Source organism: Rhodococcus sp. WS3, from assembly GCF_003797085.1.
In the GTDB taxonomy this organism is placed as follows: domain Bacteria; phylum Actinomycetota; class Actinomycetes; order Mycobacteriales; family Mycobacteriaceae; genus Rhodococcus_F; species Rhodococcus_F globerula.
On sequence record NZ_RKMA01000002.1, the window covers coordinates 1326534 to 1339125 of the forward strand.

The 12592-nt window shown below is 62.4% G+C and carries 12 protein-coding genes; 3 read left to right on the forward strand and 9 right to left on the reverse strand.

Features of this window, described 5'->3' with window-relative positions; translation table 11 throughout:
• Nucleotides 1-7: 7 nt before the first annotated feature.
• Together kdpA and kdpF are read right to left on the reverse strand one after the other, a co-directional pair.
• Entirely contained in the window at nucleotides 8-1693 is a 1686-nt protein-coding gene (gene kdpA / locus EEB13_RS20190; protein WP_045066999.1) for a potassium-transporting ATPase subunit KdpA, read from the reverse strand.
• Nucleotides 1693-1791: a K(+)-transporting ATPase subunit F gene (kdpF, locus tag EEB13_RS20195; RefSeq protein WP_116102890.1), complete on the reverse strand. Its 99-nt coding sequence runs from the start codon at nucleotides 1789-1791 to the stop codon at nucleotides 1693-1695. Before kdpF ends, kdpA begins: the two co-directional genes overlap by 1 nt.
• A 317-nt stretch (nucleotides 1792-2108) precedes the next feature.
• On the opposite strand from kdpF, the gene EEB13_RS20200 reads away from it, so the two are divergent.
• Together EEB13_RS20200 and EEB13_RS20205 are read left to right on the forward strand one after the other, a co-directional pair.
• A complete protein-coding gene (locus EEB13_RS20200; protein ID WP_141486121.1) occupies nucleotides 2109-3533 on the forward strand; it encodes an amidase in 1425 nt (474 codons plus the stop codon).
• A 6-nt stretch (nucleotides 3534-3539) separates the two neighbouring features.
• The gene (locus EEB13_RS20205; protein WP_141486122.1) at nucleotides 3540-4100 is read left to right on the forward strand and encodes a TetR/AcrR family transcriptional regulator; all 561 of its coding nucleotides are present in this window, start codon (nucleotides 3540-3542) and stop codon (nucleotides 4098-4100) included.
• Here EEB13_RS20205 and era read toward each other — a convergent pair.
• The 5 genes from era to EEB13_RS20230 all read right to left on the reverse strand — a co-directional run bounded on the left by era (nucleotide 4097) and on the right by EEB13_RS20230 (nucleotide 8826).
• The gene (era, locus tag EEB13_RS20210) at nucleotides 4097-5014 is read right to left on the reverse strand and encodes a GTPase Era (RefSeq protein ID WP_033232991.1); all 918 of its coding nucleotides are present in this window, start codon (nucleotides 5012-5014) and stop codon (nucleotides 4097-4099) included. The genes EEB13_RS20205 and era overlap by 4 nt on opposite strands.
• A gap of 25 nt (nucleotides 5015-5039) precedes the next feature.
• The gene (locus EEB13_RS20215) at nucleotides 5040-6344 is read right to left on the reverse strand and encodes a hemolysin family protein (RefSeq protein WP_033232990.1); all 1305 of its coding nucleotides are present in this window, start codon (nucleotides 6342-6344) and stop codon (nucleotides 5040-5042) included.
• 22 nt (nucleotides 6345-6366) lie between these two features.
• Nucleotides 6367-6909 (reverse strand): rRNA maturation RNase YbeY, encoded by a 543-nt coding sequence (gene ybeY, locus EEB13_RS20220; protein ID WP_033232989.1) that lies wholly within the window; start codon nucleotides 6907-6909, stop codon nucleotides 6367-6369.
• Between the two features lie 48 nt (nucleotides 6910-6957).
• The gene (locus EEB13_RS20225) at nucleotides 6958-8046 is read right to left on the reverse strand and encodes a PhoH family protein (RefSeq protein ID WP_033232988.1); all 1089 of its coding nucleotides are present in this window, start codon (nucleotides 8044-8046) and stop codon (nucleotides 6958-6960) included.
• Between the two features lie 99 nt (nucleotides 8047-8145).
• Complete coding sequence (locus EEB13_RS20230; protein WP_045066997.1) at nucleotides 8146-8826, reverse strand: TetR/AcrR family transcriptional regulator; 681 nt, start codon at nucleotides 8824-8826, stop codon at nucleotides 8146-8148.
• Between the two features lie 98 nt (nucleotides 8827-8924).
• Here EEB13_RS20230 and EEB13_RS20235 point away from each other — a divergent pair, with 98 nt between their 5' ends.
• Nucleotides 8925-10514: an MFS transporter gene (locus EEB13_RS20235; protein ID WP_141486123.1), complete on the forward strand. Its 1590-nt coding sequence runs from the start codon at nucleotides 8925-8927 to the stop codon at nucleotides 10512-10514.
• Here the strand turns inward: EEB13_RS20235 and EEB13_RS20240 are convergent.
• A complete protein-coding gene (locus tag EEB13_RS20240; protein ID WP_141486124.1) occupies nucleotides 10506-11270 on the reverse strand; it encodes an alpha/beta hydrolase in 765 nt (254 codons plus the stop codon). The genes EEB13_RS20235 and EEB13_RS20240 overlap by 9 nt on opposite strands.
• 14 nt (nucleotides 11271-11284) lie before the next feature.
• Nucleotides 11285-12523, reverse strand: coding sequence for an Ig-like domain-containing protein (locus tag EEB13_RS20245; RefSeq protein WP_095887776.1), 1239 nt, complete (start codon nucleotides 12521-12523; stop codon nucleotides 11285-11287).
• Nucleotides 12524-12592: the final 69 nt, after the last annotated feature.

Sequence of the window (12592 nt, forward strand, 5' to 3'; positions counted from 1 at the left end):
TTCATGGTCATTGGAGCGCCTCCGCGATAGGGCCCAGTGCGAGGGCCGGGAAGAATGTGAGTGCGGCAACCAACACAACGGTGCCGGTGAGGAGTCCGGTGAACATCGGCCCCGACGTGGGCAGGGTACCGACGGTGGGCGCCACCTTCTTCTGCGACGCCAATGATCCGGCCAATGCGAGCACAAAGATGATGGGCAGGAAGCGGCCGAACAGCATGGCGATACCGAGCGAGGACTGGAACCAGTCGCTCGTGACGGTCAAACCGCCGAATGCGCTGCCGTTGTTGTTCGACGCCGACGCGAAGGCGTACAGCACTTCACTGAAGCCGTGGATGGACCCCGGCGAACCCGGATCTCCGCCGTTTCCTTGATATCCCAAGGTCGACCCGAGAATCACTGTGATGCCGGTGCCGATCAACACCAGCGCAGGCATCACCAGAATCGAGAGCGCTGCCAGGGTGATTTCACGTCGGCCGAGTTTCTTACCGAGGTACTCGGGAGTGCGGCCAACCAGGAGTCCGCCGACAAACACCGCGATCAGCGCGAGGACCAAGATGCCGTACAGACCGGTTCCGACCCCGCCGGGAGCGATTTCCCCGAGCAGCATGTTGAGTAGGACCGCACCGCCGCCCAAGGGAGACATACTGTCGTGTGCGGAGTTGACTGCGCCGGTGGATGTTCCGGTGGTGCTCACCGCGAACAATGCCGATCCGGGAATCCCGAAGCGGACTTCCTTACCTTCCATCATCGAACCTGCTGCGGTTGCGGCGACACCGCGAGCACCGGATTCAGCGGCCAATGTGACGGCCAGCAATCCGCTCCACAACAGACCCATCACAGCGAGCAGCGTCAGCCCTTGACGGCGGTCACTGACCATCGTTCCGAAAGTCCTTGTCAGACAGACCGGAATCAGCAGTATCGCCAGAATTTCGACGATGTTGCTGAGCGGCGTCGGATTCTCGAACGGATGGGCGGAGTTGGCAGCAAGGATTCCGCCGCCATTGGTTCCGAGTTCCTTGATCGCTTCCTGCGACGCCACCGGCGCAAGCGCATTGGTGACGGCATTTCCGTCGAGACCCGTCGACGCAAATCCGCTGTGGAACGATTGAATCACGCCCTGACTCAACAGGATCAGTGCGATCACAAACGAGAACGGCAACAGGATACGAAGGCATCCTCGTGTGAGGTCTACCCAGAAGTTCCCGATCTCACCGCCCCTCGCTACTCGGACGAAGCCGCGAACGAGCGCAATCGCCACCGCCATACCCACAGCTGCCGATACGAAGTTCTGAACAGCCAAACCCAACGGCTGAACGACATTGCTCATCGTCGTTTCCGGAGTGTATGACTGCCAGTTCGTATTGGCCACAAAGGAAATCGCCGTATTGAACGCCACCGCCGGGCTCACCCCTGACAGCCCGTCACTGAGCGGCAATACACCTTGTATCCGCTGAAGGAAGTAGAGCAGCAACGCACTCGCGAGCGAGAATCCCAGCACACTGGCGGCGTAGCCGTACCACGTCTGCTCAGCCCGTGAATCGATCCGGCCGACGCGGTAGATGACGCTCTCCACCCGCAGATCACGGGTCGAGGTGTACACCCGAGCCATGTAATCGCCGACCGGAACGTACGCGATCGCCAACACAATCAGAACAAACGCAATCTGCAGTCCGGCTGCCAGAGCGGGCGACATCAGAACCTCTCAGGATCTACGAGCGCAACAAGGAGATAAACAACCAAGGCCGCGGCCACGGCAATCAGCACGACGCTGACAATACCGGCGACCGTCATTTGGGAGCGCTCGCTTGTAAGGCGCGAAGAACCAGTGCGCACACGAGAAAACCACCAAGAATCAGAGCAACGTAGGCCAAGTCGGCCATGAGCTTCCCTCTTCGACATCAAAAACCGTGCTGCAGTTCATCGCAGCCATGACGCACCAGGAGCGCTCTCCCAGCTTCGACCTGAAAATGTCGGCTTTGACGCTCTCTGACGATCCGTTTACACAGCGGACAACCGTCTTGACGGAATCTTGACGCGCCACCCACCGTCGTCGATACTGAAACGCGTTGCTGATCGGTCGCTCGATAAGTTCCGAATTGAGGAGTTCAATGCCGCCGAGACCGCATACGGAACTGCGCCATGCCCCTACCTTGATCGATCAGGTGGCCGGCCTGACGTCGGGCGCCACGTCGTCCGTAACAGCCACGACCGAGACACTCGACCGCATCGACGCAGCGCAGTCGACACTCAATGCATTCAAGATCGTTCGCCGCCAGAAAGCACTCGAGGAAGCCGCCGACGCAGACCGCCGGCTTGCCCGCGGCGAGCGACTCCCGCTCCTGGGCGTACCCATCGCGGTCAAGGACGATGTCGACATCACCGGCGAGCCCACCGCATTCGGTTGCCCCGGCGACTTCCCCGTCAAGACGGAAGATTCCGAGATGGTTCGACGGTTACGCGCCGCCGGCGCTGTCATCGTCGGAAAGACCAACAGCCCTGAACTAGGCCAGTGGCCGCTCACCAGCGGTAGCGCCTTCGGATACACCCGCAATCCATGGTCACGTGAGCACACTCCCGGCGGTTCGTCCGGCGGTACCGCAGCCGCGGTTGCGGCCGGATTGGTCAGCGCCGGAATCGGTTCCGACGGAGCCGGGTCGATCCGGATACCGGCGGCCTGGACCAATCTGGTCGGCATCAAACCGCAGCGTGGCCGCATCTCCACGTGGCCCGACGCCGAAGCGTTCTACGGCCTGACCGTCAACGGACCGCTTGCCCGCACGGTCGCCGACGCAGCCCTTCTCCTCGACGTAGCAGCCGGAAACCATGACGGCGACCTACACACGCCGACGCCACTCACGGTCAGCGACGCGGTCGGCCGCGATCCCGGAAGGCTGAACATTGCTCTCTCCCTGCGTAATCCGTTCACCGCTACACCGGTCACACTCGATCCCGAAGTGCGAAGGGCTGTATATTCCGTCGCCGACACGCTGCGCAGTCTCGGCCATCGCGTCGTCGTGGACGATCCCGCCTACGGACTGATCTTCGGCCTCAACTTCCTGCCACGCTCACTCGTCGGGGTACACGATTGGCTCGGTCGCCTCCCCGACCCGGCGCTCGCAGACCCGAGAACCCGCGGAAATGCACAGAGCGGCAAGCTACTTCGCGGGGCACCGTTGCGCGCTGCTCGGGCAGCCGAGCCGAGAATGCGCAGGCGCATCGGCGCAATCTTCGACAAGTACGACGTCGTCCTTGCGCCAACCACGGCAACTCCGCCGATCCCGGTCACCGCTATCGACGGTATCGGCGGCTGGGAAACCGACAAGGTGATGACTGCGGCGTGCCCGTATGCCTGGCCATGGAATGTCCTCGGGTGGCCCTCGATCAATATCCCCGCGGGATTCAGCAGCGCCGGACTGCCGATCGGAGCACAATTGATGGGTAGCGAGAGCACTGAGCCGTTGCTGGTTTCGCTCGCCTCGCAATTGGAGTCGGTGCTCCGCTGGGATCAGAGTCGTCCTCAACAGTGGTGGTGAGCCCAAATGGCCGCAGTAGACATCCGAACAAGCATCCTCGACGCGGTACTTCACATCGTTGCCACCGAAGGTATCTCCGGTGTGAGTAACCGTCGCATTGCATCCGACGCCGGGGTGTCACTGGGTTCCGTCACGTATCACTTTCCGAGCCAGTCGGACATGCTCCGGGCCGCACTGTCCCGGTTTGCGGCCGAGGAGACTGCCCGCATACTCGAGCTCGTCGAGCAGTACCGCGACCAGGATTTGAGCGCGGAGGATGCGGAGGCCGCCACGGAGAGCATCGCGCAGGACATCGCTTTTGTGGTCGAGCGGATCGCACCGTTCGAGATGTTCGTCGCCGCAGGCCGCGATCACGAACTTCACCAGATAGCCGCGGAGTGTTTTGCGGCGTACGACTCTTTGGGAGTCGCAGTCCTGACCGCGCTCGGGGCACCTGATCCGGAATCCGTCGCGTCCTACCTCGTCGCGATGATCGTGGGCCTACAACTGCGCCGCCTGGCAACAGGTATCGACAACGCGGATGTCGCGTCGTCGATCCTGTTGGTACTCAAAGGGGCTGCGCCCTAGAACCCGAGCCGGCCCAACTGCTTGGGGTCGCGCTGCCAGTCCTTGGCAACCTTGACGTGCAACTCCAGGAAGATCCGCACACCGAGGAGCTTCTCGATCTGCAGACGCGCGCTGGTGCCTACTTCCCGTAGGCGCGCTCCGCCCTTGCCGATGACGATGCCCTTCTGGCTGGGCCGCTCGACATAGAGCAAAGCGTGGACGTCGAGCATCTCGCCCTGCTTCTCGGTGCGTCCTTCACGCGGAATGACCTCTTCGATCACGACGGCGAGGGAGTGCGGCAATTCCTCGCCGAGGCCTTCGAGCGCGGCCTCACGGATGAGTTCGGCCATGAGTACCTCTTCGGGCTCATCCGTCAATTCACCGTCGGGGTAGAAGGCCGGACCCTCGTCCATCAGACCGGACAGCACGTCGACCAGTATCTCGACCTGCTCACCCGACTGGGCGGACACAGGCACAACTTCGCACTCGGGTCCGAGCAGGGTGGACAGTGCTAGCAACTGCTTGCCGACGGCGTCGCGGCTGACCTTGTCGATCTTGGTGACGATGCCGACCAGCGTCGTCTTCGGCGCCATCTGGCGGACCTGCTGCACGATCCAGCGGTCGCCGGGACCGATGGGCTCGTCAGCCGGAATGCACAGGCAAATGACGTCGACCTCGGAGTACGTGTCACGAACCAGGTCGTTGAGGCGCTGGCCGAGCAGGGTGCGCGGCTTGTGCAAACCCGGGGTGTCCACCAGGATCAGCTGGGAATTCTCGCGGTGCACGATGCCGCGGATCGTGTGGCGCGTCGTCTGCGGACGCGAGGACGTGATGGCGATCTTGCTGCCGACCAACGCGTTGGTCAACGTGGACTTACCCGTATTGGGCCGGCCGACGAAACACACAAACCCCGACCGGAATTCCTTCTTACTCATACCTACTCCTCGTAGAACGTCTCGCTCAGTCATCGTTGTCTTCTGCCGCATCGTCTTCCGAGCGAGGCGCACGCTGCACAAAAACCGTGCTGATGCGCACACGTCCACGGCCGGTGTTCGTTCCCTCACCGCGCAGGATCAAACCGTCGTACTCCACCTCGGATCCGGGTAGCGGCACCCGGCCGAGCACGTAACCGATCAAACCGCCGACGGTCTCGACTTCGTCGTTCTCGAGTTCCAGATCGAACAGTTCGCCGAGGTCCTCGATGGGCAGGCGCGCCGAGACGCGGAACATCCCGTCACCAAGATCTTCGACGGGTGGTGTCTCGTCTTCGTCGTACTCGTCCGCGATCTCGCCGACGATTTCCTCGATGACGTCCTCGATGGTCGCGAGCCCGGCAATTCCGCCGTACTCGTCGACGAGGATCGCCATGTGGTTGCGGTCGCGCTGCATTTCGGCGAGCAGGCTGTCGAGTGGCTTTGAATCCGGAACGAATACCGCCGGACGCATCACCTCACAGACATTGACGCTGCGGCCGCCGTCGGGCAGGTGATAGGTCTGTTTCACCAGGTCTTTCAGGTACACGACACCAAGAACGTCGTCGACGTTCTCACCGATCACCGGTAGGCGCGAGTGTCCGCTGCGCACTGCCAACGATGTTGCCTGTCCGGCGCTCTTGTCGTTCTCGATCCACACCATGTCGGTGCGCGGCACCATGACCTCGCGGGCGGACGTGTCGCCGAGATCGAACACGGACTGGATCATGCGACGCTCTTCGTCGTCCACGACGCCGCGAGCCTGTGCCATGTCGACCAGTTCACGCAGTTCGATTTCCGACGCGAACGGGCCGTTCCGGAAACCTTTACCCGGCGTCAGCGCATTACCCAGAAGAATGAGGATGCGACTGACCGGCCCGAGAAGAACACCGATCCACAACAGCGGCAACGACGCCGTCAGAGCGATCGAGTACGCATGTTGACGACCGAGCGTCCTCGGCCCGACACCGATCACCACGTACGAGACCAGCACCATGACAGCCGCCGTGGTTGTCAGAGCCCAGCCCATCGACATCACATCGATGAGTGCGCCTGCCAACACGACTGTTGCGGTGATCTCGCACAAAATGCGAAGCAACACCATGAGATTCACGTATCGCGGACGATCGGTCAGAATGCGTTGCACGCGCTCAGCGCCTGCTCGCTCCTCTTTTGCCATCTCGTCGATGCGTGCCGACGATATCGTGTTGAGCGCCGAATCCACGGCGGCGAAGAGTCCACCGACCGGGACCAGAGCAACGGCTAGTACCAACAGCGCGATTGCGCTACTCACTACAGATCCCCCGGCTGTTCGATTATCGGTCTGCGCCGTCGACGAACCCGGTCTTGCCGAGCAGTTTCTGATCTCGCTCCGCCAGCGCGGCCTCGCGTTCGATCCGACGCAAATCCTCGTACCACTCTTCGAGGAGACTGTTCTGCAGTCCGAACATCTCCTTCTCCTCTTCCGGCTCCGCGTGGTCGTAGCCGAGGAGGTGCAGCACCCCGTGGACCGTCAGCAACGCAAGCTCGTGGGCCAGTGAATGCCCGGCCTTGTCTGCCTGATCGGCCGCGAACGACGGGCACAAGACGATGTCGCCGAGCATCGACGGTCCGGGTTCCGGGGAGTCGGGGCGTCCGCCTGGCTCCAGTTCGTCCATCGGGAAGGACATGACGTCGGTCGGACCCGGAAGATCCATCCACCGGACGTGCAGATCTGCCATCGTCGCGGAGTCGACGAGAACCATCGACAGCTCGGCCGCCGGATGGACATCCATCCGTGCGATCACGAAACGGGCGACACTGATCAACTCCGGTTCGGAGATGTCCATGCCCGATTCGTTCGAGACCTCGATGCTCATGTGCGACGCTCTTTCCTGGGAAAAGTAGGGGTTGGTGCGTCGCTCAGCCTACCGTCGAGGCGAATGAGCATGCGCAGCGCGGCGTTGTGCTCGGTTGCCGAGCCTCGGCTCCCCGTCGCGATCCGTTTCGTGGCGTTCATAGGCGTCGACGATGTCGGAGACCAATCGATGGCGGACGACGTCGCTGCTGTCGAGCTTCGCGAAGTGGATATCGTTGATGCCCGTGAGGATTTCGGATGCCGCCCGTAGTCCCGATCGCGCACCGCCAGGCAGGTCGACCTGCGTGACGTCTCCGGTGACAACGATCTTGGATCCGAATCCGAGCCTGGTGAGGAACATCTTCATCTGTTCGGCCGTGGTGTTCTGCGCCTCGTCCAGGATGATGAACGCGTCATTCAGGGTGCGACCACGCATGTACGCCAGTGGCGCCACCTCGATGACCCCGGCTGCCATCAGTTTCGGAATGGCTTCGGGGTCCATCATGTCGTGCAAGGCGTCGTGCAAGGGGCGCAGGTACGGATCGATTTTCTCGTGCAACGTGCCGGGCAGGAATCCCAACCGCTCGCCCGCCTCGACGGCCGGACGGGTCAGGATGATGCGTGAGACCGACTTGGACTGCAAGGCCTGCACAGCCTTGGCCATCGCAAGGTACGTCTTACCGGTGCCTGCCGGCCCGATGCCGAAGACGATGGTGTTCTCGTCGATCGCGTCGACGTAGCGCTTCTGGTTGAGCGTCTTGGGACGAATTGTCTTGCCGCGCCGCGACAAGATGTCGAGCGAGAGCACCTCGGCCGGGGACTCCCCGACCTCGTTGGTGAGCATGCCGATGGTTCTGCGGACGGCGTCGGGTGCGATGGGCTGTCCGCGCCTGGCCATCACGGCCAGCTCGGCGAATACCCGCTCCGCGAGGGCAACGTCGGCCGGTGTTCCGGACAGTGTGATGGTGCCGCCACGAACGTGAATATCGGCAGAAAGCTCACGTTCGATCGCGGTGAGGTTTTCGTCCGTCGATCCCAGGAGTTGACGCACGGTCTCCGGCGCCAGGTCCATACTCGATCGGACGGTGCGCTCTGCGGGCAGAGCGCGCTCGGTAACGGTGGATGTACGGTTGCCGCCGAACTCACTGTGTTCACTCACGTGGAGAATATGGCCTGCTTCCTGGTCCGAAAGAGCCCGCTCGACCCGAGGGCTCCGATACTTCGAAGTCTAGCGCCCGAGTCCGACACCGCCCACTTGTTAATCCCCGGGCGCAACGGGCGGCACTGACTTTCGGATCCATTTCCAGGCGTCCGCGACTATCTCCGCGCTGCGGTCCGGGCTGATCCCGACCAGGACGAGACACACAATCGCGAAGGACTCTCCCGAGTCCGTGATCACCCCACTGTTTGCCTGGTCGAACAGCGTGATGGTCACCGATTCGGTCATCGCAACCAAGGTTTCGGCCGGCAGATAGGTCGAGAAGATACCTTCCCTCTGGCCTTGCTCGACAACCCTGATACTCAAGGCACGAGCGGGTTCCATCAGGTCGAGGATGCGCTGCTCACCCAATTCCTTTCGGGCGAAGCTGAGCAGCACCCGGAACCGATCTCCCACCGGCCAGGCCAACAACGCCAGCACGGCGGTCGCAAGTTCCGGGTTCTCGGGCGGCTCCCCCGCACGGCTCAACGCCGCCACCAGATCAGCCGACGCCTCGTCCACGATTCCGTTGATCAGGGCGTCACGGCTCTCGAAGTGTGCGTACACGGTCCGCCGCACGACGCCGGCGGCTTTTGCGACGTCGTCCATGCTGGCGTCGGGATCGACTGCAAATGCTGTGATCGCCGCTTCGATGATGCGACTGCGGTTCGCCCGCGCCTGACTGCGTCGCTGCCGCGTTGCCGGCACAGCAGTTCCCGATTCCGTCAACGCGTTGTCCACCTTCCTCGTGTGATCTACATCAATGATAGTTGCACAATGGTGTGCAAGTTATTAACTTACACAGCACTGTGCAAATAGATCAGAAACGGAGTCACGCCATGACAACACTCGTGAGCAAACCGGTCACAGAAATGGACCAGCCGTATCCACGGCGATGGGCCGCGCTCGGGGTGCTGTGTCTGAGCTTGCTGATCGTGGTCATGGCCAACACGGCACTGATCGTCGCGGCGCCGGACATGACCCGCGACCTCGGACTCACCAGCACACAACTTCAATGGGTCATCGACGGCTACACGGTCCCCTACGCCGCGTTGATGCTGCTGTTCGGCGTGATCGGCGACAAGTACAGTCGTCGCGGTGCACTCCTCGCCGGACTCGCGGTGTTCGCCGGCGGCGCAGTCTTCGGCAGCATTGCCGACACCACCACCGCCGTCATCGCGGCCCGCATGATCATGGGCGTCGGTGCCGCGATCATCATGCCCGCGACGCTGTCACTCCTGGTCGCGACCTTCCCGAAATCCGAACGCTCACGCGCTATCGCAGCGTGGGCAGCCACCTCGGGTCTTGCCATCGCGCTCGGCCCTCTGCTGGCCGGATGGATTCTCGAAAGTCATTCCTGGAGTGCCACATTCCTGATCAACGTTCCAATCGCAGCAGTTGCTGCCCTGGCCGCCGTATTCCTGGTGCCGCCGAGCAAGGCCGAGCACCTCGGTCGCATCGACTGGATCGGCGGCGCGCTGTCGGTCGTCACCATCGGCGCACTTGTCTACTCGATCATCAACGGCTTCCACTTCGGTTGGACCGCAGGACCCATCAGCGCAGCAGTGCTTGCCGCACTCGGCCTCACGATGTTTGTCGTCTGGGAACTGCGGCATCCCCAACCGCTCCTCGACGTCCGTAAACTCGGTCAGCGTGTGGTCGGCGGCGCAACACTTGCCGTACTGCTTCTGTTCCTGGCCGCATTCGGCGCTATCTACTACATCTCGCAGCAATTCCAGTTCATTCTCGGATACGGAGCACTCGAGACCGGTGTCCGTCTGTTGCCCTTGGCAATTGCCGTGTCGATCGGTGCGGTGGTCAGCGGCCGGATCACCCCGCTGATCGGTGTCCGCGCATCCATCGTCGGTGGCATGCTCATCGCTGCGATCGGCGTCCTCATCCTCACGCAGGTGGACGGCGACTCCGGCTACTGGATGTTCGCGGTCCCGCTGATCCTGCTCGGTCTCGGCATCGGCCTCAGTGAACCACCGGCCACCGACGCCATCATGGACAACTTCTCCGAGGACGATCTTGGCGGTGCCGGCGGTCTCAACGACACTGCCATCGAACTCGGCGGTTCACTCGGAATTGCCGTCCTCGGCTCGATTCTGGCTGCAAGCTACAAAGATTCGATTGCCGGATTCATCAGCGGAATGCAGGTCCCGCAACTGACCGGCGAACTGGCCGAACAAGCCGCCTACGCACTCGAAGTGTCCGGAGAATCCGTCGGCGGCGCTTCCCTGGTCGCCGAAGAGATGGCCGACAATCCATTGGCCGCGGCTCGAGCTCAGCCGCTACTCGACGCAGCCGGTGCCGCGTATGCCGACGCGATCTCGGCCGCCAGTTGGGCGGGCGGCCTCGCACTGCTCGTCGGCGCGATCGTCGTCGCGTTCATCCTGCCGGGCAAAAAGGCTCTGGTATCAGTGTGACGTAGCCTGTGGGTCTTCCAGAACCAGTTCACGGGAGACCCTCCACGACTCGGCCCCGGGCGAGAGAAATGCATCGTGCCCCTCGCCCTCGACCACACGCAATGCCACGGGATCACCGGCTGCCTGCGCCGCCCTCACGTACCGCGCACTGACCTTGGCCGGGACTTGCAGATCATCGCTGCCCGTCACACACACAACGGGGACGCCGATCGGCAACCGATGTTGCGGCGACGCACTCCGATACAGATCCGGATCCGATTCGAAGGGGATGCCGAAAAGATCCTCGATGTAGCTGATCCGTCGACCACGCTCGGCCGCCGACGCAAGATCCAGTGCGGCGGCCTGCGCGACAACGCGCTCCGGGCGCGTGAACACGTCCTTCTCCCCCGCCAACCAGACTGCGAGGTGCCCACCGGCGGAGTGCCCGACAAGGCGAACCTTCGTCAGGTCGAATTCGATCTCGGTAGCTTCGGCCACAATCCCGGGAATCGCGTCGTACGCGGTTTTCACGTCTGCGGACATCTCCGGCCAGCCGCCGCCAGCCCCAAGGCGCCGGTACTCGATGTTCCAGACCGCCACACCAGCTCGCGCGAGTTCGACGGCAAACGCGGTGCCGAGGTTCAGCCCGTACTGCCCGCTCCAGAATCCGCCGTGGATCTGCACGACAACAGGCACTGGGCCGTCAACGGTATCGGGAACATACAGATGACCGAACTGCTGACCGTGGGAACCGTAGGAAATCTTGATCCGAGACACCAGGAAAACCTAGCTCAGGCGAGGGCGCTGCCCGCGGCCCACTGGTCCCAGGACAGGGTCCAGTCGCCGTTCTGCCACACCTCGAGCGGAGCGCCACCGGTGTTCTTGATCTCGACAACGTCACCGGGCTGCGCGAAGTCGAAGAACCATTTGGCATTGGCCGCACTGAGATTGAGGCAACCGTGTGACGTGTCGGTGTTGCCCTGAGCCCAGACGGTGCTTTCCAACTCGTGCAGATAGATACCGTCGGTGCTGATGCGCGTCGCCCAGTTGATGGTCTCCTTGTACCCGAGCCGCGAGTTGATGGGCAGACCGTACGTGGACGAGTCCATGATGACCGGGTTTGCCTTGTCCATGACGGTGTACGTGCCTGGTTGTGTCCAGAAGGACAGTGTGGTGTCGCCGATGGTTTCGGTTCCACCCATGCCCATGGACGTCGGCATTTCCTTGATCACCTGACCGTTTTCGTACACGGTCACCATCTTGGTGTTGTCGTCGGCAATGGAGATGTGGGAGTCACCGATCGTGAAGGCGACGGTGTCGTCCTGCTCGCCGTACAGACCCTTGCCTAACTCTTTGCCGTAGATGTTCGCGCTCACCGACACCGTGGTTCCCGGCGTGTAGTACTCCTGCGGGCGCCAGTGAACGTTCTGACTGTCCACCCAGTACCAGGATCCGGTGACCGGCGGATTGGTCGTCACCAGTAGCGACTTCTCGGCAGCGGCCTTGTCTCCGATCGATTCGTCGAAGTGAACCGCAACGACGGTGCCGACGCCGTATGTGCCGCCCTCGGAGATCGACGCGCCGCCGGTCGTGTTGATGTATGCCCGCGTTTGATTGCTCGGGGCGACAGTCGTGAGCGTCGTATTCTTGGTTGTGGCAACACCATTCGAGTCGACTGCATCGACAACCAGGTCGTAGGACTTGCCGTAGCCCAGTGGTTCACTCGGCTTCCACGCGGTCTTGTCCGGCGTGATGATTCCGGCGACGTCCTTACCCTCAGGGTTCGTGAGGGTGACACTCGTCAAAGTGCCTTTGGCGACCTCGACGGTGATGGGGTCGAGCGGGTTGATCGGAGTGCCGCCTTCTGCAGGCGACACCGAGATGACAGCGACGCTGGTTGCCGTGGTGGCAACAGCACTCGCAGCCGGATCGGCCTTGTCGTCAGTGGATACGGTGCACCCCGCAGCCAGCATCATTGCCGCGACGGCAGCCACCGCGCCTGCAACTCGCTTGTGCGCACGTGAGCGCATCTGTCCTCCTGAGATTTCCGAACGAACCCGCGGAACGCCGCCGGGCAATTCAACGATAGTGGTCATGGC

Excerpts from the sequence above, each read along its gene's own strand:
- ybeY (WP_033232989.1), bottom strand. The coding sequence starts at position 6,909 with ATGAGCATCGAGGTCTCGAACGAATCGGGCATGGACATCTCCGAACCG.
- era (WP_033232991.1), bottom strand. The coding sequence starts at position 5,014 with ATGAGTAAGAAGGAATTCCGGTCGGGGTTTGTGTGTTTCGTCGGCCGG.
- kdpF (WP_116102890.1), bottom strand. The coding sequence starts at position 1,791 with ATGACGGTCGCCGGTATTGTCAGCGTCGTGCTGATTGCCGTGGCCGCG.
- EEB13_RS20235 (WP_141486123.1), top strand. The coding sequence starts at position 8,925 with ATGACAACACTCGTGAGCAAACCGGTCACAGAAATGGACCAGCCGTAT.
- EEB13_RS20205 (WP_141486122.1), top strand. The coding sequence starts at position 3,540 with ATGGCCGCAGTAGACATCCGAACAAGCATCCTCGACGCGGTACTTCAC.
- EEB13_RS20245 (WP_095887776.1), bottom strand. The coding sequence starts at position 12,523 with ATGCGCTCACGTGCGCACAAGCGAGTTGCAGGCGCGGTGGCTGCCGTC.
- EEB13_RS20200 (WP_141486121.1), top strand. The coding sequence starts at position 2,109 with ATGCCGCCGAGACCGCATACGGAACTGCGCCATGCCCCTACCTTGATC.
- kdpA (WP_045066999.1), bottom strand. The coding sequence starts at position 1,693 with ATGTCGCCCGCTCTGGCAGCCGGACTGCAGATTGCGTTTGTTCTGATT.